The organism is Pseudonocardia lacus, assembly GCF_018531445.1.
Taxonomy (GTDB): domain Bacteria; phylum Actinomycetota; class Actinomycetes; order Mycobacteriales; family Pseudonocardiaceae; genus Pseudonocardia; species Pseudonocardia lacus.
In genome coordinates this window covers 1-18,065 of sequence record NZ_JAHDTH010000172.1, presented here as the reverse complement: position 1 = coordinate 18,065, position 18,065 = coordinate 1, and the positions used below count along the sequence as shown (strand labels likewise).

Below are 18,065 nucleotides of genomic sequence, written 5' to 3'. Positions count from 1 at the left end.
CTCGGCGGCCGCGGCGTCGCCGACCAGCCGCTCGAAGCGGGCCGCGTCGACCGCGTCGGGCGGCAGCCGCAGCCGGTAGCCGCCGGCCTCGGTGCCCACCAGCTCGGCCCCGACGGCCCGGCGCAGCCGGGAGACCAGCGCCTGCAGCGCGTTGCCCGCGCCGTCCGGCGCCGCCGCGCCCCACAGGTCGTCGACCAGCGCGGAGGTGGGGACGGGGCGGTCGACGTCGAGGGCGAGCCGGGCCAGCAGCCCGCGCAGGCGCACGCCGGGCAGCGGCAGCGGATCGGTTCCGCGCCGCGCCTCGACGGTGCCGAGCAGGCCGACGTGCACGGGCCCAGTCTGCCCTCCGTGACCGGGGCGGTGACTGCTCAGGCCGATTCGCGGTGGAACGTCCGGATCCCCCAGGTCACGCACAGGACGAGGAGGACGGCGGTGGCGCCGGCGCCGAGCAGCACGGCCGGGTCGGCCAGGTCGCCGCGGAACAGCGCGCGCTCGGCCTCGACGATGTGGGCGAACGGGTTGGCGCGGGACAGGCCGAACAGCCACCCCGGGGCCACCGACAGCGGCAGCAGCACCCCGGAGAGCAGCAGCAGCGGCAGGCCGAAGGTGTTGAACACCGGCCCGAGCGCCTCCTCGCTCTTGAGCCGAAGCGCCAGCGCGTAGGACGCGCAGGACATGGCCAGCCCGGCCACGGCGACCAGGGCCAGCGCCAGCAGCACCCCGCCGAGCGGGGCGCGCAGGCCGAACGGCAGCGCGATCAGCACCAGCAGCACCGACTGCAGGACGAGCACGACGACGTCCTTGAGCGCGCGCCCGAGCAGCAGCGCGGTGCGGCTGACCGGGGTCACCCGCATCCGGTCGATCACTCCGGCGCGGAGTTCGGCGATCAGCCCGAACCCGACGAACAGGGTGCCGAAAACGACCTGCTGCACGACCAGCGCCGGGACGAACACCTGCCACGCGTCGCCGGGCGGGAAGCCGGGCGTGCTCTCCACGACGGGGATGAGCAGCGGACCGAACAGCGCCAGGTAGACCAGCGGCTGGAAGACGCCGATGAGGACCCAGGCCGGGTTGCGCAGCGACTGCCGCAGCGACCGGCGGAAGATCAGCCACGTCGTCACCGGGCACCGCCGAGCGCCGGTTCCGCAGCGGTCTCGGCGGGGTCCGCCTCGGCCTCGCGCAGGGTGCGCCCGGTGAGGGTGAGGAAGACGTCGTCCAGGCTGGGGCGGCGGACCTCCACCGAGAGCGGGGCGACGCCCACCGCGTCCATGCCGCGCAGCAGCGCGGGGAGCACGCCGGCGCCGTCGGGGGTGCGGAAGCGCACGGTCGAGCCGTCGACGGCGGGCTCGTCGCCGGGCAGGTCGGCGGCCAGCCCGGCCACGACGTCGGGCGAGTCGGCGCCGACGACGACGAGGTCGCCGGAGACCCGGCGCTTGAGCTCGTCGGGGGTGCCGGCGGCGACGATCCGGCCGCGGTCGATGACCAGGATGCGGTCGCAGAGCGCGTCGGCCTCGTCGAGGTAGTGGGTGGTCAGGAACAGCGTGGTGCCGTGCTCGGCGTGCAGCCGGCGGATGTGCTCCCACAGGTTCGCCCGGCTCTGCGGGTCCAACCCGGTGGAGGGCTCGTCCAGGAACAGCAGCGGCGGGCGGTGCACCAGGCCCATGGCGATGTCGAGGCGTCGGCGCTGCCCGCCGGAGAGGGTCTGCACGGTGCGGGTGCCGGCGTCGCCGAGGTCGAAGGCGTCGAGCAGCTCGCCCGTGCGGGCGGCGGCCTCGGCCGCGGGCAGCCCGTACAGCCGGGCCTGCAACTCCAGCTCGTCGCGGACCGCGCAGTCCGGGCCGGCGCCGCCGCTCTGGCCGATGTAGCCGATGTTGCGGCGCACGCCCTGCGGGTCGGTGCGCAGGTCGTGGCCGGCGACGGTGGCGGTGCCGGCGGTCGGGGCGAGCAGCGTGGTGAGCATGCGCAGGGTGGTCGTCTTGCCGGCGCCGTTGGGGCCGAGGAAGCCGACCAGCTCGCCGGCGGACACGTCGATGTCCACGCCGGCGACCGCGGTGACGTCCTGGGCGGACCGCCCTCGGCGGGCGCGGAAGGTGCGGGCGAGCCCGCGTGCGGTTATCACGCGGGTCACCCTGGCCTCGTCGGGCCAACTAGTCAAGCTTTACTAGTGGCGCCCTCGAGGACGAACGAGCCGTCGCGGATGCGCCCGGCCAGGTCGAGCGCCCAGTCGATCTCGGCGCGGACCCGGCCGGCGGCCAGCTGCATCAGCGCCGCCACCTGCGCCGGCTTGGCCTCGTCGAGCGCCGCCTCCGGCGGGTCGACCCGGACGAGCTGGGCCCACAGCGCCCGCACGCGGTGGTCGAGCAGCGTCGCCACCTCGGAGCGGGGCAGCAGGTGCAGGAAGCCGAACGCGGCGCTCAGCTCGGCGAGGGTGTCGCCCGGGTCGCTCACCGCCGTGCGGACCAGGCGGAAGAACTCCGTCTCGCCGTCGGGGGTGAGCCGGTACACCGTGCGCTCCGGCCCGCCGTCGGACTCGGTGCCCACCTCCTCGACCAGGCCGTGCTTGGTCAGCGTGCGCAGCGCCTGGTAGATCGACGCCGGGGCCACGTTCGCCCAGGCGTCGACCCGCCAGGTCGTCAGCTCGCGGCGCACCTGGTAGCCGTGCGCCTGGCCGAGGTCGCGCACGACCCCGAGCACGAGCATGCGGACGGCGGACACGGGCGCCCTCGTCAGCCCGCGGAGCCGGCCAGCTCGGCCAGCAGGTAGGCCTCGGCCAGCACCGCGCTGCGGAACATCCCCAGGTCCAGGCTCTCGTCGATGCCGTGCCACCGGCTCGCCGGGTCGCCGACCCCGGTGACCAGCACCGCCGCGCCCGGGAACGTGCGCGCGAACTCGGCGATGAACGGGATCGAACCGCCGATCCCGACCTCCACCACCTCGTTGCCGTAGGCGTCGGCGAAGGCGCGGCGGGCCAGGTCGTAGACCGAGCCGGTGGCGTCCAGGCTGAACGGCTCCGCCACGCCGTGCCCGGGCGTGATCGTGACCTTCGCGCCCCACGGCACGTGCGCCTTGAGGTGCTCGGCCAGGGCGTCGGCGGCCTTGCGGGCGTCGTCGCCCGGCGCCAGCCGCAGGCTCACCGCGGCCCGGGCCCGGGGCAGCAGCACGTTGGAGACCTCGTCCACGCGCGGCGCGTCGATGCCCAGCACGGCGACCGACGGCTTCATCCACGACCGCTCGGGGATGGTGCCGGTGCCGATCAGCTCGACGCCGTCGAGCAGGCCCACGTCGGAGCGGAACGTGGCCTCGTCGAAGTCCGGCGCCGCGGACGTGCCCTGCGCCAGGCCGCCGACGGCCACCTCGCCCAGCTCGTCGTGCAGGCTGGCCAGGGTGCGGCACAGCGCGGTGAGCGCGTCGCCGACCGGGCCGCCGTAGACGCCGGAGTGCACCGGGCGCTCCAGCATCGCGACCTCGATGGTCAGGTCGACGAGCCCGCGCAGGCTCGTCGTCAGCGCCGGGACGTCGACGGCCGGGTTGGCCGAGTCGGCGATGACGATGGCGTCGCAGGCGAGCAGATCGCTGTGCTCGGCCAGGAACGCGGTCAGCGTGGGGGAGCCGGACTCCTCCTCGCCCTCGATGAGCATCGTGACACCGATCGGCGGCCCGCCCTGCACGGCCTGGTAGGCCCGCAGCACCGTCAGGTGGGTCAGCACGCCGGCCTTGTCGTCGGCGGCACCGCGGCCGTAGAGGCGCCCGTCGCGCTCGGTGGGCTCGAACGGCGGGCTCGTCCAGTGCTCGTCGCCGCCGGTGGGCTGCACGTCGTGGTGGGCGTAGAGCAGGATCGTCGGCGTGCCCTGCGGCGCGGGCCAGCGGGCCACCACAGCCGGTGCGCCGCCGTCGACGGACAGCACCCGCACGTCCGCGGCGCCGGCCGCGCGGGCGAGACCGGCGACGGCCTCGGCGCTGCGGTGGGTGTCCTCGGCGTGGTCGGGATCGGCCCAGATGCTGGGGATCCGGACCAGGGTCTCCAGGTCGGCGCGGGCGGCGGGCAGGGCCGCGTCGACCGCGGCGGGCAGGGTGTCACGCAGATCCGGCACAGCGCGATGCTACGCGGCGCCGGCGGCCCCGACCCGGCTCGCGCGGGCCAGCACCCGGCCCCGGTACCAGGTCAGGGAGCCGGTGGCGACGAGCGCGGCGGTCGCCGCGCTGCCGATCACGCGCACCCAGTGGCCCGCGGTGAACTCGGCGGCGACGGCGCGCAGGTACTCGTCGGGGTGGGTGCCGACCGGGTCCACGAACATGATCGTGTTGCGCGGCCAGAAGAACCACGCGGAGAACAGGAACTCGCAGCACAGGAACACCGCGGCCGCCGCGACGATCCGCCACCGCACGCCCGGCGCGCGCCAGGTGAGCAGCACCGCGGCCGCTCCGGCCACGATGATCGTGAGCCCGAGCGGCGGGAAGAAGCTCGACGGGCTGGCGGCCACCAGGAACTCGCGCGCCGCCACCAGCGACTCCGGCGGGTCGCGGAAGATGTTCGGGTAGAGCACGGCGGTCTCGGCGGCGATGCCGCCGAAGTAGACGGTGGTGACCGCGGCCAGCGCGACGAGGAGTGCGGTCGTGAGGTCGGTGAGCGTCTTCGGCATGGTCGACAACGCTAGGAGCGCGCCGACTCCGCGTCGTCGGTTAGCGCGCGTTGAAGGGTGTCGCTCCTCGACGTACGGGAAGGCCCCGCCGCGACGCTCCCGAGCGGCACCGCCGCCGTCCGCGGGCGGAGGTGACGACCGGGCAACGGCACGGGCGGTCGTCACTCGATCGGTCTGCGGCACCGGTATCGTGCACCTGTGCGTGACCGATCGGGCACGCAGCGTTGATCGACACCGGCGTCGCCGCCGAGGGATCGGTCGACGGAGCGACCACCGACGGAGACGGTGTGGACTGGCTGACGACGGGCTCCGCGCCCCCGCCCCACAGAACCCCGGGCCTCGACGCCGCCCGCCCCAACCCGGCCCGCATCTACGACTACCTGCTCGGGGGGAAGGACAACTTCGCGGTCGACCGCGACGCGGGCGACGCCCTGATCGCCCGGTTGCCCACGCTGCCCGCGATGACCAGGGCCGTCCGCGACTTCCTGCACCGCGCTGTCCGGCACCTGGTCCGGGTGCGCGGCGTGCGCCAGTTCCTGGACATCGGCTCGGGGCTGCCCACCGCGTGCAACGTCCACGAGGTCGCGCTGGAGGCCGACCCGGGTGCCCGGGTGGTCTACGTCGACGCCGACCCGGTGGTCGCCGCGCACTCCCGGGCGCTGCTGGCCGACCACCCGGGGGGCAGCACCGCGTTCGTCGAGGCCGACGCCACCGACCCGGCCTCGGTGCTGGCCGCGCCCGCGCTCGGCGCGACGCTCGACCTGTCCGAGCCGGTGGGGCTGCTGGTCGTGGACACGCTCACGTACTTCCCCGATCCGGTCGCGCGCGACGTCGTGGCCACGCTGCTGGCCGCGCTGGCGCCGGGCAGCTACCTGACGATCAGCCACCCCACGCCCGACTTCGCCCCGGAGGCGACGCGGCGCACGGTCGCCGCGGTGGAGCGCAGCGGCCTGTCCTGCACCACCCGGACCCAGGACGAGGTCCGCGCCCTCTTCGCCGGCACCGAGCTCGTCGAGCCGGGGTTGGTGCCGCTGCTGAGCTGGCACCCCGACGCGCGCGACGCGGTCGTTCCCGACCCGTGCGGCGTCTACGCCTGGGCCGGCGTGGCCCGGCGTCGCTGAGCCGCTCGGCGCACCACCCGGCGCGCGCCGTCCACCGATGAGCGGCAATCACGCTGCGTGGCCATCGGCTGGCCTACCGTGGGTCGCGGAAACCGGAGCCCGGGGTTGCCGACCTCGGGGCGACGAGCGCCGCGCACGCTTCCGGAGCGGAGTGGCCGCGAACCCGACCCACGACGTCCGCCCGGGCGGACCGACCGTGCCCCGACGGAGGAGTGCAGCCGTGGAGATCGCCCGTCCCGGCGAGGTGGACTTCACCCGCCCCCACCCGGTCCGGGTCTACGACTACTGGCTCGGTGGCAAGGACAACTACGCCGTCGACCGGGAGGTGGCCGACAGGCTCGCCGCCGCCTTTCCGCGCATGCCGCAGGCGGCCAGGGCCAACCGCCGGTTCCTGCAGCGCGCGGTGCCGAGGCTGGTCCGCGAGCTGGGGATCCGCCAGTTCCTCGACATCGGCTCGGGGATGCCGACCCGGCGCAACACCCACGAGGTGGCCCAGGAGATCGACCCCACCGCCCGCGTCGTGTACGTCGACAACGACCCCGTCGTGGCGGCGCACTCGCGGGCGCTGCTCGCCGGTGACCCCCGCGGCGCGACCGCGTTCGTGCACGGCGACGCGGCCGACCCGGCCGCCGTGCTGGCCGACCCCGGCCTGCGCGCCGTCCTCGACCCGGACGAACCGGTCGGGCTGATGATGCTGGCGGTGCTGCCGTTCCTCCCCGAGGACGTCGCGGTCCGCTCGGTGCGCGCCTTCCTTGACGCGCTGCCGCCCGGCAGCATCGTCACCATCAGTCACCCCACCACCGACTTCGCGCCCGAGTACGGCGAGTTCGCCGAGCGGGCCGCACGCACCCCCGGCCTGACCTACACCCCGCGCTCGCGGGAGCAGGTGGAAGCGATGTTCGCCGGTGCCGAACTGCTCGAACCGGGACTCGTGCCGATGCTGGCCTGGCGACCGGAGCAGGCCGGACCGCGCGGCTCCGAGCTCAGCATCCACTTCCTGGTCGGGATGGGGCGTCGACCCGCGAACCCGACCACCGCCGCACCGTGATCAACGCCGAACCCGGGCGCAGGCCCTAGGCTGAGCGGTATGTCCCGGTTCCTGGCCACGCTGCTGGAGTCCGCCCACCGCTCCGCGCACGGCATGACCACCGGCGCCCCGGTAGCGCCCGTCCGCCGGACGTGGCCGCAGGTGCACGCCGAGGCGACCCGGATGGCCGGCGCGCTCCGCGCCGGAGCCGATGGCGTCCCCGCCGTCGGGAAGGGCACGGCGGTCGGGGTGCTGGCCGGCGAGCCGGTGACGATCGCGCCGGCCGCGCAGGCCGTCTGGCTGGCCGGCGGCAGCGTCACGATGCTGCACCAACCGACCGCGCGCACCGACCTGGCGGCCTGGGCCGAGGACACGGTGACGGTCCTGTCCATGATCGACGCCGGGTTGGTGCTGCTCGGGGCGCCCTTCGACGCGCTGGCCCCGGTGCTGGCCGAGCGGTCGATCCCGTTCCGCACCATCGAGGCGCTGCGGGCAGCGGACGCGGAGGCCGTCGAACCCGACGCCCACATCGCCGACGAGGGCGACACCGCCCTGCTCCAGCTGACCAGCGGGTCGACCGCGGAGCCGAAGGCGGTGCGGATCACCCACCGCAACCTGCACGCCAACATCGCCGGCATGATCGAGGCCGCGCGGCTCGACCTCGACCGCGACACGATGGTCTCCTGGCTTCCGCTGTTCCACGACATGGGCATGGTCGGGTTCCTGACCATCCCCATGGCGGTCGGCCTGGAGCTGGTCTCGGTCACCCCGGTCGACTTCCTGTCCCGCCCGCTGCTGTGGGCCGAGCTGATCTCGACCTACCGCGGCACCGTCACGGCCGCCCCGAACTTCGCCTACGCCGTGCTCGGCCGCCAGCTGGCCCGGGCCGACGAGGGCTCGCTCGACCTGTCCTCGCTGCGGATCGCGCTGAACGGGGCCGAGCCGATCGACCCCGACGCCGTCGCGGCGTTCACCGCGGCCGGGGCCCGGTTCGGGCTGCGACCGGAGTCGGTGCTGGCCGCGTACGGGATGGCCGAGACCGCGCTCGGGGTGTCCTTCGCGCCCGTCGAGCAGGGGCTGCGGGTCGACGCGATCGACGCCGACCAGCTCGAGGCCCATCGGCGCGCGGTCCCGGTGACCGCCGGCGGGGCCGGGCCGGGCGTGCGCCGGTTCCCGCTGCTCGGGCCGCCGCTGCCGGGGATCGAGGCCCGCGTCGTCGGCGAGGACGGCACCGTGCTCGGCGACCGCGAGGTCGGGGTGATCCACCTGCGCGGCGAGTCGGTCACCCCCGGCTACCTGACCGTCGACGGCCCGGTCGACACCCAGGACGAGGAGGGCTGGCTCGACACCGGCGACGAGGGCTACCTGGTCGACGGGGCGGTGGTGGTGTGCGGCCGGCGCAAGGACGTGATCATCATGGGCGGGCGCAACATCTACCCGACCGACATCGAGCGGGCCGCCGTGCAGGCCGCCGACGTGCGGGCGGGCAACGCGGTGGCGGTGCGCCTGTTCGCCGGCGACGACCGGCACCGCGAGTCGTTCCTGGTGGCGGTGGAGTCGCGCAAGGCAGGCGACGAGGAGGCGGAGAAGGCCATCGCCAAGGACGTCACCCGGCAGGTGCTCGCCGCGGTCGGCGTGCGCCCGGCCCGGGTCGTCGTCCTGGGGCCCGGCAGCCTGCCCAAGACCCCGTCCGGCAAGCTGCGCCGCGCCGCCACCGGCCAGCTCCTCGCCGAGCGCGTCTGACCCGTCGAGAACGAACCTGTCGTGATCGAAAAGCCGGAACGATCACGGCAAGTTCGTTCTCGACGGGGACCGGTCAGCCGGACAGGGCGTGGAAGCGGTTCTGCGCGGGTTCGAGGCCGTCCGAGAGCAGCGCCTCGGTGGCGTCCGCGGCCAGGTCGACCGCGAACTCCAACTCCTTCGCCTCGGCCCCGGAGAACCGCTTGAGCACGAAGTCGGCCGGGTCCTGGCGGCCCGGCGGGCGGCCGATGCCGAACCGGACGCGCAGGTAGTCCTTCGAGCCGAGCGACTGGCTGATCGAGCGCAGGCCGTTGTGACCGCCCTCACCGCCGCCCAGCTTGAGCCGTACTACCCCGAAGCCCAGGTCGAGGTCGTCGTGCACGACGACGAGGTCGGCCGGCGCGACCGAGAAGTACCGGACGAGCCCGGCGACCGGGCCCCCGGAGACGTTCATGTACGTGCGCGGCTTGGCCAGCACGACCTTGCGGCCGGCCAGCCTGCCCTCCAGCACATCGGAGTTGGAGCGGTGCTTGGAGAAGCGGCCGCCGCCGGCCCGCGCCGCCAACAGCTCGACGACGCGGAAGCCGACGTTGTGCCGGGTCTGGGCGTAGTCCGGACCCGGGTTGCCGAGCCCGACCACCAGAGCGGGGCCCGGCGCCACGGATCAGCTCTCCGCGGAGGCGGTGGCCGGATCGGCCTGGGTGTCGCTGTCGGAGGACCCCTGGTCGGAGGACGAGGCCTCGGCCTGGGGGGTGTCCTCGACCACGCCGGCACCCTCGGTGTCGATCTCGGCCTCGAGGTCGGCCGCGGTCGGCGACGGCACGACGTTGACCACCAGCGCCTCGGGGTCGGTCACCAGGGTGGTGCCGCTGGGGAGCTCGACGTCGGCGGCGTTGATCTGGGTGCCGGCCGGCTTGCCCTCCACGGAGACCTCGATCTGCTCCGGGATGCTGGACACGTCGGCCTCGACCTGGATCGTGCTGAGGTCCTGCTGGACCAGCGTGTTGGGGCCGGCGTCGCCGGTCACCACGACCTGGACCTCGACCTGGACCTTCTCGCCGCGCGTGATCACGAGCAGGTCGACGTGCTCGATGTAGGGGCGGATCGGGTGGCTGACCACGGTCTTGGTCAGCGCGAGCTGCGGGGTCCCGCCGATGTTGAGCGTGAGCACGGCGTTGCGGCCCTGCTCGCGCACGATCGCCTTGAACTCCAGCTCCGGCAGCGACAGGTGCTGCGGGTCGGTGCCGTGCCCGTAGAGCACGGCGGGGATCTTGCCGGCGCGGCGGGTACGGCGGGCGGCGCCCTTGCCGAACTCCGTGCGGGTCTCGGCGTCGATACGGGCTTCGGCCACGGTACTTCTCCTCGATCGGCAGCTGCTGGTGCGCGGGACATGCGGCGAGGCAGCCGGCCGAGAGGGCCGAGGCTGCGTCGATTACGGCGGGAGTACTGCACCCGCCCTCGCCGCGGAACCTCGACCACGATACGCGACCCCGGCTCGGGGTCGGGTGGGCGGGGTCAGGCGTTCCCGTCGAACAGGGAGGTCACCGAGCCGTCGTCGAAGACCTCGTGGATGGCCCGGGCCACCAGCGGGGCGATCGGCAGCACCGTCATGCCGGGGAAGCGCTTCTCGTCCGGGATCGGCAGGGTGTCGGTGAAGATGACCTCGCGGGCGCCGCAGGACGCCAGCCGGTCGACCGCGGGCCCGGACAGCACGCCGTGCGTGGCCGCCACGATCACGTCCGATGCGCCGTCCTTGAGCAGCACCTCGACCGTCTTCGCGACCGTGCCACCGGTGTCGATCATGTCGTCGATGACCACGCAGAGCCGGCCGTCGACCTCGCCGACCACCCGGTTGGCCACGGCCTCGTTGGGCTTGCGCGGGTCGCGCGTCTTGTGGATGAACGCCAGCGGGGTGCCGCCCAGCGTCTCCGCCCAGCGCTCGGCCAGCCGGACCCGGCCGGAGTCGGGGGAGACCACGGCCAGGTCGTGGTCGGCGTAGGTGCGCTTGATGTGCTCGGCCAGCACCGGCAGCGCGAACAGGTGGTCGACCGGGCCGTCGAAGAAACCCTGGATCTGCGCGGTGTGCAGGTCGACGGTCATGATCCGGTCGGCGCCCGCGGTCTTGAACATGTCCGCGATCAGCCGGGCCGAGATCGGTTCGCGGCCGCGGTGCTTCTTGTCCTGGCGCGCGTAGCCCCAGAACGGCATGACCACCGTGATCCGCTTGGCCGACGCCCGCTTCAGCGCGTCGACCATGATCAGGTGCTCCATGATCTGGTCGTTGATCGGTGCGGAGTGCGACTGCAGGACGAACGCATCGCAGCCGCGCACGGACTCCTCGAACCGGACGAAGATCTCCCCGTTGGCGAACGAGTACGCCGACTGCGGGGTGATCGTCACGTCCAGGTGCTTCGCAACCTGCTCGGCCAGCTCGGGGTGCGCCCGGCCGGAGAAGAGCATCAGGTTCTTCTTGGGGGTCGCCGACATCGAGCTCACCGGGTGCTACCTCCATCAGGGGGGTCGGTCGGTTCGGGTGCGCGGGTGGCCGCCTGCGCGGCCTGCGCGGACGGCGTCCCCGGCCGCTTCCGCACCACCCACCCCTCGATGATGCGCTGCTCTCCGGCGGAAACCGACAACGCCCCCGGTGGGACATCCTCGCGCAGGACGGTCCCGGCGCCGGTGTAAGCGCCGTCACCGACCCGCACGGGCGCCACGAACATGTTGTCCGAGCCGGTGCGGACGTGGTCGCCCACCACGCTGCGCTGCTTGCGCACGCCGTCGTAGTTGACGAAGACCGATGCCGCGCCGATGTTGGAGTGCTCGCCGATGTCGGCGTCGCCGACGTAGCTCAGGTGCGGCACCTTGCTGCCGGCGCCGATGTCGGAGTTCTTCACCTCGACGAAGGTGCCGATCTTGCCGCGCTCGCCGAGCCGGGTGCCCGGGCGCAGGAACGCGAACGGCCCGACGTCGGCGCCCGCGCCGATGTCGGCCTGGCTGCCGTGGGTGCGCACCACCCGCGCGCCCTCGCCGATCTCGCAGTCGGTCAGGGTCGTGTCGGGTCCCACCTCGGCGCCCGCGCCGACCGACGTGCGGCCGTGCAGCTGGGTGCCGGGGTGCAGCACCGCATCGGGGGCCAGCTCGACCTGCACGTCCACCCACGTCGTGGCGGGGTCGACGACCGTCACCCCGGACCGCATCCACGCGGTCACCACCCGGCGGTTGAGCTCCGCGCGCACCTCCGACAGCTGGACGCGGTCGTTCACGCCGGCCACCTGCCAGGTGTCGGTGCAGCGCACGCCGCGCACGCCCAGCCCGTCGTCGTGGGCTATGCCGATCAGGTCGGTCAGGTAGAGCTCGCCCTGCTCGTTGTCGGTGCCCAGGCGCTCGAGGCCGGCGGTCAGGAAGGCGCCGTCGAAGACGTAGACCCCGGAGTTGATCTCGCGGACGGCGCGCTGCTCCGGGGACGCGTCGCGCTGCTCGACGATCGCGGTCACCGTGCCGTCCGCGTCGCGCAGGATGCGGCCGTAGCCCGTCGGATCGTCCAGCTCGGTGGTGAGCAGCGTGACGGCGGCGCCCGCCGCGGCGTGCTCGTCGAGCAGGCCCTGCAGGGTGGCCGGCTCCAGCAGCGGCACGTCGCCGTAGGTGACCAGGACCGGGCCGGTCAGCTCGGCCGGCAGCGAGCTCATCGCGCAGCCGACCGCGTGCCCGGTGCCCAGCTGCTGGTCCTGCTCGGCGGCCAGCACCGGGCGGCCCAGCTCGCCGCCGAGCGCCGCGACGGTCTCCCCGACCTCCTTGCGGCCGTGCCCGAGCACCACCACGAGGTGCTCGGGCTGCAGTTCGGCGACGGCGTGCACGGCGTGGCCGAGCAGGCTGCGCCCGCCGATGGCGTGCAGCACCTTGGGCACCGCGGAGCGCATCCGCGTCCCCTCTCCCGCCGCGAGCACCACCGCGGCGGTCGGACTGGTGCTCGGGGTTGCTTGCCCGGGACGGTCGAGCATGGGGCGGGTGCTCCTGCCGGATCTCGGGCCCCGCGGGCCGACCGTCGCGGATGGACGGTGCCTGGCGGGGCGGGTGGCGGGCCGTGGGAGGACCGGGAAATCCTACGTCGTCGCCCGACCCCGGGCGCCGACGAACGGCCGCGGCGCCCCGCCGCCGCGCGATCGGGCACGACGGGTCGCCCGTCCGGGGAGCGGCCCGGTGAGCGGTAGGCGGCATACCAGACGCCTGCGGTCCTGGTCGAGGGACCGCTTGCCGTTGATCCAGTACCGGTCGTCTCACCGAGAGTGAACGCGGGACGGGCTATGGCGTCTTCTCTGTTGACGGCGACGAGAGCCGTCAACCCCGTTTGGAGAGGTCAATGCCCACGCGCACCGCACGGACAGCATGGAACGGCAGCCTGCAGGAGGGCGAGGGCCAGGTGGAGCTGGCCAGCAGCGGGGTCGGTACGTTCCCGGTCAGCTTCCCGCGGCGCTCGGCGGACGACGCCGGGGGAGTGACCAGCCCGGAGGAGTTGATCGCGGCGGCGCACTCGGCCTGCTACTCGATGGCGCTGTCCGCGGAGATCGCGCGGGCGGGGGGCACCCCCGGCTCGCTCGACGTCTCGGCCGACGTCTCGCTGGGTCCGGACCCCGCGGGTGGGTTCGCGATCACGGGCATCGCACTGCAGGTCCGCGGCCGGGTCGAGGGGCTCGACGCCGCGGGGTTCGAGAAGGCCGCGCAGGCGGCGAAGGACGGGTGCCCGGTGAGCAAGGCGCTGACCGGCACGACGATCACGCTGGACGCCGCGCTCGCCTGATGCGGTCCAGCACCAGCACGTCGTTGAACGAAGGAGCGAGGATGAGGTGCACGGGCAACGGACGGCCGCCCGAGCCGCCGCCCCCGCGACCGAGCGGTCGCTGAGGTAGCGCGTTCGGGCGGTGGCCCCACCCTTCGGGTGGGGCCACCGCCGTGTTCACGGCCGCACCGCTGTCCTGGCTCTACCGCCGCGCGCCCCCCGCCCGCGGCCGCCGCTCCTCGGGGCGCCCGTCCGGCCCGAACCGCGTGCGCAGCCCGAACGCCTGCGGCGTGGGCCCGTAGCGGCGCAGGTGCTGCAGCCGGCGCACCGCGTCCGCGGGCGACGGCACGACGGCGTCGGCCGCCACCCACCACAGCGCGGTCGAGGGCTGCTCGGTCGGCAGGAACCACCGCGACTTCCGGCGCAGGTGCCCGGCGTGGGCGGAGCGGTAGACGAACTCGTGCAGGGCGGCGTAGTCCGCCCAGAGCGACACGTTGACCACCAGCAGGCCCGCCGCGTCGGTGAGCACGTGATGGCCGAACTCGCTGCGGGCGACGAAGCCGGGGGCGGCCTCGGCGAGCCGGTTGACCGCCGCCAGCGCGTCGGTGAATCCGCGCATGACCGGGTCGTCCAGCGGCGCCCGCATCCGCGCCACGTTCACCTGGGCCAACCGGTGCACTACTCCGCCACCCACACGGCCAGGTCGACCTCGTTGCCCTCCGGGTCGGCCGGCGTCCACCACGCGGGGGCGTTCGAGTCGTCCACGACCCGCCCGCCCGCGGCCGGCGCCGCCGCCACCCGTTCCCGCACCTGGTCGGGCGGGAGGTAGACGTCCACGTGGATGCGGTTGCGCTGCGGGCGCGGGGCGTCCATGGGCTGGAACCAGAAGGTCGGGCCGCGGCGGACGGGGTCGACCACGTCCTCGTCGCCGAACTCCTCGTAGCCGAGCACGGCCCGCCAGAACGGCCGCACGTCGGCGATCACGAGCGCGTCCACCGCGACCTGCACGTGCTGCACGCCGGCCGGGTCGGCCACCGCGCCCAGCTCCCGCGCGGCCGCCGACACCTCCCGCGCCAGCTCCACGTCCCGGGTGCCCAGGTCGCCGACGAGCCGCACGTCGACGCTCGCCGGGCGCAGGTCGACGTCGGGGTGGCGCCCGGAGGCGGCGGCCAGCTCCCCGATCGCGGCGACGAGCGCGACGCCCGTCGCGTAGGACCCGGTGCGGTAGCGCGCGCAGACCCACGAGCCGCCCAGCACCGCGCGCCACCCGGCCGCGTCCGCCGCGGCGAGGAACTGCCGGGGGCCGAGGCGGTCGGACACGCGGAGGACCGTACCGGGTGGGAGCACAGCAACACCGCCCGTGCGGCTGCTCCGCCGCCAGGATTCGAACCTGGACCATCGGAACCAAAATCCGAGGTGCTGCCGTTACACCACGGCGGACAGGACTCCATCCTGTCACGCACCGCCAACGGGGTTGATCCGGTCGGGGGTGGGGCGTTTGCGGCCCCGCCACCCCGGGTTCCCCGTCGAGGGCAGCCGTCCGGCCCAGGTTGGCCTAACCTCGCAAAAGCGGCGGCGGACAGGGACACCGCTGCCGCCGGACGCCTCACCCCGCGACCCCCGAGGAGCCGCATGACCGCCGCCGAGTCCGTCGCACCGCCCCCGTCCGGAGCCCCCGCCGAGAACCCGCTGACGGCGGGGCCGAACCCGATCGTCTCCGGGCGGCGCACCGCGTTCCAGCACGCGATGATCTACGTGTTCGTGGCCCTGCCGATGGTCGCGCTCGTCGCGGCGGTCCCCCTGGTGTGGGGCTGGGGCGTCGACTGGCACGACCTGGTGCTGCTGGGCGTCTTCTACACGATCGCCGTGCTGGGCATCACCGTCGGCTTCCACCGGCACTTCACGCACAAGGCGTTCAAGGCCAAGCCGTGGCTGCGGGTGGCGATGGCCATCACCGGCTCGCTCGCCGTGCAGGGCAACGTCCTGAACTGGGTGGCCGACCACCGCCGCCACCACGCGTTCTCCGACAAGGAGGGCGACCCGCACTCGCCGTGGCTGTTCGGCACCTCGCCGGCCGCGGTGGCCAAGGGCTTCCTGCACGCCCACATGACCTGGTTCTTCGACCGCGACGAGACCAACCAGCGGCGGTTCGTGCCCGACCTGCTCGCCGACCGGGCGATCCGGCGGGTCAGCCGGACGTTCGGCGTATGGGTGGCGGTGAGCCTGCTGCTGCCGGCGCTGCTGGGCGGGCTGATCTCCTGGTCGTGGACCGGGGCGGTCACCGGGTTCTTCTGGGGCGGGCTGGTGCGCCTGGCCGTGTCCAACCACGTCACCTGGTCGATCAACTCGATCTGCCACATGGTCGGGGAGCGGCCCTTCCGCTCGCGCGACCGGTCGCGCAACTTCTGGCCGCTGGCGATCCTGTCGATGGGCGAGTCCTGGCACAACCTGCACCACGCCGACCCCACCTGCGCCCGCCACGGGGTGCTGCGCGGGCAGATCGACATCTCGGCCCGGCTGATCTGGCTGTTCGAGAAGTTCGGGTGGGTGCACGACGTGCGCTGGCCGACCACCCGGCGGCTGGAGAAGCTGCGGGCCGAGACCTGACCCGACCCCGGTGCGGACCCGCCGTGACGCTGCGCCATCCCGTCACGGCGGGTTCGCGCATCCGGGTGTCCCACCCACGGGCGAGTGCTGCACCCTTCGTGGAACACTGCCGCCCTGACGTCCGGCGCTGCCCGGCGTGCGGCCGCGACACGACGGGGGTGTAGGAGGGTGCTGAGCCTCTTACCCGAGCGCCTCGACCACATGATGCTGCTCGGGGCCCACTGCCACGACATCGCCGTGGGCGCCGGCGGCTCCCTGCTCGAACTGTGCCGCGCCCACCCCGGCGTCGGGGTGTCGGCGCTCGTGCTGACCGGCGGCGGCTCGCTGCGCGAGGAGGAGGAACGCGCCGCGCTGGCCGCGTTCTGCCCCGGCGCGCGGCTGGAGGTCACCGTCCTCGACCTGCCCGACGGGCGGGTCCCCACCCGGTGGGAACGCGCGAAGCTCGCCCTGGAGGAGCTGCGCTCGCACGCCGAACCCGACCTGATCTTCGCACCGTCCCCGCACGACGCCCACCAGGACCACCGCGCCCTCGCGGACCTGGTCCCCAGCGCCTTCCGCGACCACCTCACCCTCGGCTACGAGATCCTCAAGTGGGAGGGCGACCTCACCCAGCCCTCGGTGTACCTGCCGCTGGCCGAGCCGGTGCTGCGGGAGAAGATCGCCAAGCTGCACGAGCACTACGGCTCCCAGCGCGACCGCAGCTGGTTCGACGCCGAGACGTTCGGCGGCCTGGCCCGCATCCGCGGCGTGCAGTGCCGGGCCCGCTTCGCCGAGGCCTTCCACATCTCCAAGCTGGTGCTCGGGGTGGCCCCGCTGACCGGGCCCGAGTTCGTCGACCCGGAGATGGCGTAGCCGCCGACCCCGCCCTGTCCGCCCCCTGGGGCACTATCGGGGGCATGTGTCGGAACATCCGTGTGCTGCACAACTTCGACCCGCCCGCCACCGACGACGAGGTGCACGGGGCCGCGCTGCAGTACGTCCGCAAGGTCAGCGGGTCGGCCTCGCCGTCCCAGGCGAACCAGGCCGCGTTCGACCGCGCCGTCGCCGCGGTGACCGAGGCGACGCGCGAGCTGCTCGACGCGCTGGTGACGACGGCGCCGCCGAAGGACCGCGAGGTGGAGGCGGCGAAGGCGCGGGAGCGGGCGGCGGTGCGGTACGGGCGCTGAGTCGCTGCTTTCAGGGCCCTCCTTTGAGGGCCTCCGGCTTTGAGGGGCCTCCGGCGGCGCCTACGCGGCGGGCGACCTCTGATCGAGCAGGGGGCGTGGGGAGGTGCCGGGCTTCCCGTTCGGTCCGTGGCGGGCGTTGGGAGCGTCTTCGCAGGGGCGTCGTGGTCTTCGCAGGTGCTGTGGACCCTGCGGAGACCGTGGGGACTCTGCGAGGACGTCCGGCAGGTGTGCACGGCGGCCTCCGGTGGCGTGGCGGCAGGAGCTTGGGGGCGCCGGGCTCTCCCCTGCGGTCCCCGGGGCCGGGCGGGGGCGAGGAGGCGGGGTGGTGTGCCTCGGAGGCCGAGTCGATCATGTGATTCGGGGTTCTCGCAGACCCGGCGGTGTGCTCGCAGCCCGCCGGCGGGCTGCGACGACCCAGCCTGGGCTGCGGCACCCACCTGGCGTTGCGAGGATGCCCCCACCCGGCGCTGTGACGCCCACCTGGGGCTGCGAGGACGCCCGCCCGCCCCGCTCGCCCGCGAAGCTGGCCGCGAAGCGGCCACTCCACCCCCGGCAGGGGCTGCCCCCCTGCTTGATCCGAGGTCGCCCTCCGCGTAGGCGCCGCCGGAGGCCCCTCAAACGCCCGCCGCAGGCGCCGCCGGAGGCCCCTCTGAGCTTGGCCCCTGAGACCGGACACCTCACCTGAGGTGGCCCCGGCCACCGGCAAGGATGATCCCGTGCCCGCTCCTCACCCGCCCGAGTTCCGCCAGCGAGCCGTCGAGCTCGCCCGTCAGGGCAACCAGCCCGTCGCTGCGGTGGCCAAGCAGCTCTCGATCAGCGAGTCGTGTCTGCGGAACTGGATGGCCCAGGCCGACGCCGATGACGGCGCCATCGATTCACGACTGTCCAGCGCGGACAAACGTGAACTCGCCGAGCTGCGCAAAGAGAAGCGGCGCCTTGAGATCGAGAATGAGATCCTGAAGCGGGCCGCCGCGTACTTCGCCCGGGAGA

General features: G+C 74.2%; 20 protein-coding genes and 1 tRNA gene. 8 read left to right on the top strand and 13 right to left on the bottom strand.

Going from position 1 to position 18,065, the window contains the following annotated elements; translation table 11 throughout:
- From KIK08_RS28835 to KIK08_RS28810, 6 genes are all read right to left on the bottom strand, one after another.
- Positions 1-330: AfsR/SARP family transcriptional regulator (locus tag KIK08_RS28835; RefSeq protein WP_214406429.1), on the bottom strand; the 330-nt coding region annotated here is incomplete at its 3' end.
- 38 nt (positions 331-368) lie between these two features.
- Positions 369-1,121 (bottom strand): ABC transporter permease, encoded by a 753-nt coding sequence (locus KIK08_RS28830; protein WP_214406428.1) that lies wholly within the window; start codon positions 1,119-1,121, stop codon positions 369-371.
- Complete coding sequence (locus tag KIK08_RS28825; RefSeq protein ID WP_214406427.1) at positions 1,118-2,119, bottom strand: ATP-binding cassette domain-containing protein; 1,002 nt, start codon at positions 2,117-2,119, stop codon at positions 1,118-1,120. The genes KIK08_RS28830 and KIK08_RS28825 overlap by 4 nt, the downstream gene beginning before the upstream one ends.
- A gap of 32 nt (positions 2,120-2,151) precedes the next feature.
- Positions 2,152-2,715: a PadR family transcriptional regulator gene (locus KIK08_RS28820; protein WP_214406426.1), complete on the bottom strand. Its 564-nt coding sequence runs from the start codon at positions 2,713-2,715 to the stop codon at positions 2,152-2,154.
- Positions 2,716-2,726: 11 nt separating this feature from the next.
- Positions 2,727-4,091, bottom strand: a complete 1,365-nt coding sequence (locus KIK08_RS28815; RefSeq protein ID WP_214406425.1) for a dipeptidase — start codon at positions 4,089-4,091, stop codon at positions 2,727-2,729.
- A gap of 9 nt (positions 4,092-4,100) precedes the next feature.
- Positions 4,101-4,640, bottom strand: a complete 540-nt coding sequence (locus KIK08_RS28810) for a DUF1772 domain-containing protein (RefSeq protein WP_214406424.1) — start codon at positions 4,638-4,640, stop codon at positions 4,101-4,103.
- Between the two features lie 287 nt (positions 4,641-4,927).
- On the opposite strand from KIK08_RS28810, the gene KIK08_RS28805 reads away from it, so the two are divergent.
- From KIK08_RS28805 to KIK08_RS28795, 3 genes are all read left to right on the top strand, one after another.
- Complete coding sequence (locus KIK08_RS28805; RefSeq protein WP_308257955.1) at positions 4,928-5,761, top strand: SAM-dependent methyltransferase; 834 nt, start codon at positions 4,928-4,930, stop codon at positions 5,759-5,761.
- 220 nt (positions 5,762-5,981) lie between these two features.
- Positions 5,982-6,809, top strand: coding sequence for an SAM-dependent methyltransferase (locus KIK08_RS28800; protein ID WP_308257954.1), 828 nt, complete (start codon positions 5,982-5,984; stop codon positions 6,807-6,809).
- A gap of 39 nt (positions 6,810-6,848) precedes the next feature.
- Positions 6,849-8,531, top strand: a complete 1,683-nt coding sequence (locus tag KIK08_RS28795) for a fatty acyl-AMP ligase (RefSeq protein WP_214406422.1) — start codon at positions 6,849-6,851, stop codon at positions 8,529-8,531.
- A gap of 73 nt (positions 8,532-8,604) precedes the next feature.
- Here KIK08_RS28795 and pth read toward each other — a convergent pair whose 3' ends face one another.
- From pth to glmU, 4 genes are all read right to left on the bottom strand, one after another.
- Positions 8,605-9,189: an aminoacyl-tRNA hydrolase gene (pth, locus tag KIK08_RS28790; protein WP_214406421.1), complete on the bottom strand. Its 585-nt coding sequence runs from the start codon at positions 9,187-9,189 to the stop codon at positions 8,605-8,607.
- A 3-nt stretch (positions 9,190-9,192) separates the two neighbouring features.
- On the bottom strand, positions 9,193-9,879 hold the full coding sequence (locus tag KIK08_RS28785) for a 50S ribosomal protein L25/general stress protein Ctc (protein WP_214406420.1): 687 nt from the start codon (positions 9,877-9,879) through the stop codon (positions 9,193-9,195).
- Positions 9,880-10,043: 164 nt separating this feature from the next.
- A complete protein-coding gene (locus KIK08_RS28780) occupies positions 10,044-11,024 on the bottom strand; it encodes a ribose-phosphate diphosphokinase (protein ID WP_214406419.1) in 981 nt (326 codons plus the stop codon).
- Entirely contained in the window at positions 11,021-12,526 is a 1,506-nt protein-coding gene (glmU, locus tag KIK08_RS28775; protein ID WP_214406418.1) for a bifunctional UDP-N-acetylglucosamine diphosphorylase/glucosamine-1-phosphate N-acetyltransferase GlmU, read from the bottom strand. Before glmU ends, KIK08_RS28780 begins: the two co-directional genes overlap by 4 nt.
- Before the next feature lie 359 nt (positions 12,527-12,885).
- Here glmU and KIK08_RS28770 point away from each other — a divergent pair, with 359 nt between their 5' ends.
- The gene (locus KIK08_RS28770; RefSeq protein WP_214406417.1) at positions 12,886-13,323 is read left to right on the top strand and encodes an OsmC family protein; all 438 of its coding nucleotides are present in this window, start codon (positions 12,886-12,888) and stop codon (positions 13,321-13,323) included.
- A 181-nt stretch (positions 13,324-13,504) separates the two neighbouring features.
- Here KIK08_RS28770 and KIK08_RS28765 read toward each other — a convergent pair whose 3' ends face one another.
- From KIK08_RS28765 to KIK08_RS28755, 3 genes are all read right to left on the bottom strand, one after another.
- Positions 13,505-13,963: a DUF3291 domain-containing protein gene (locus tag KIK08_RS28765; protein WP_308257956.1), complete on the bottom strand. Its 459-nt coding sequence runs from the start codon at positions 13,961-13,963 to the stop codon at positions 13,505-13,507.
- Positions 13,964-13,980: 17 nt separating this feature from the next.
- Positions 13,981-14,622: a 4a-hydroxytetrahydrobiopterin dehydratase gene (locus tag KIK08_RS41955; RefSeq protein WP_214406415.1), complete on the bottom strand. Its 642-nt coding sequence runs from the start codon at positions 14,620-14,622 to the stop codon at positions 13,981-13,983.
- 49 nt (positions 14,623-14,671) lie between these two features.
- Positions 14,672-14,742 (bottom strand) — tRNA-Gln (locus tag KIK08_RS28755).
- A gap of 192 nt (positions 14,743-14,934) precedes the next feature.
- Between KIK08_RS28755 and KIK08_RS28750 the strand changes: the two genes are divergently transcribed.
- From KIK08_RS28750 to KIK08_RS28735, 4 genes are all read left to right on the top strand, one after another.
- Positions 14,935-15,909, top strand: coding sequence for an acyl-CoA desaturase (locus KIK08_RS28750; protein ID WP_214406414.1), 975 nt, complete (start codon positions 14,935-14,937; stop codon positions 15,907-15,909).
- A 168-nt stretch (positions 15,910-16,077) separates the two neighbouring features.
- Entirely contained in the window at positions 16,078-16,761 is a 684-nt protein-coding gene (locus KIK08_RS28745) for a PIG-L deacetylase family protein (protein ID WP_214406413.1), read from the top strand.
- 44 nt (positions 16,762-16,805) lie between these two features.
- Complete coding sequence (locus tag KIK08_RS28740) at positions 16,806-17,075, top strand: DUF2277 domain-containing protein (RefSeq protein ID WP_214406412.1); 270 nt, start codon at positions 16,806-16,808, stop codon at positions 17,073-17,075.
- Between the two features lie 686 nt (positions 17,076-17,761).
- On the top strand, positions 17,762-18,065 hold a 304-nt coding region (locus tag KIK08_RS28735), incomplete at its 3' end, for a transposase (protein WP_214406411.1).

Excerpts from the sequence above, each read along its gene's own strand:
- KIK08_RS28750 (WP_214406414.1), top strand. The coding sequence starts at position 14,935 with ATGACCGCCGCCGAGTCCGTCGCACCGCCCCCGTCCGGAGCCCCCGCC.
- KIK08_RS28810 (WP_214406424.1), bottom strand. The coding sequence starts at position 4,640 with ATGCCGAAGACGCTCACCGACCTCACGACCGCACTCCTCGTCGCGCTG.
- KIK08_RS28740 (WP_214406412.1), top strand. The coding sequence starts at position 16,806 with ATGTGTCGGAACATCCGTGTGCTGCACAACTTCGACCCGCCCGCCACC.
- KIK08_RS28795 (WP_214406422.1), top strand. The coding sequence starts at position 6,849 with ATGTCCCGGTTCCTGGCCACGCTGCTGGAGTCCGCCCACCGCTCCGCG.
- glmU (WP_214406418.1), bottom strand. The coding sequence starts at position 12,526 with ATGCTCGACCGTCCCGGGCAAGCAACCCCGAGCACCAGTCCGACCGCC.
- KIK08_RS28770 (WP_214406417.1), top strand. The coding sequence starts at position 12,886 with ATGCCCACGCGCACCGCACGGACAGCATGGAACGGCAGCCTGCAGGAG.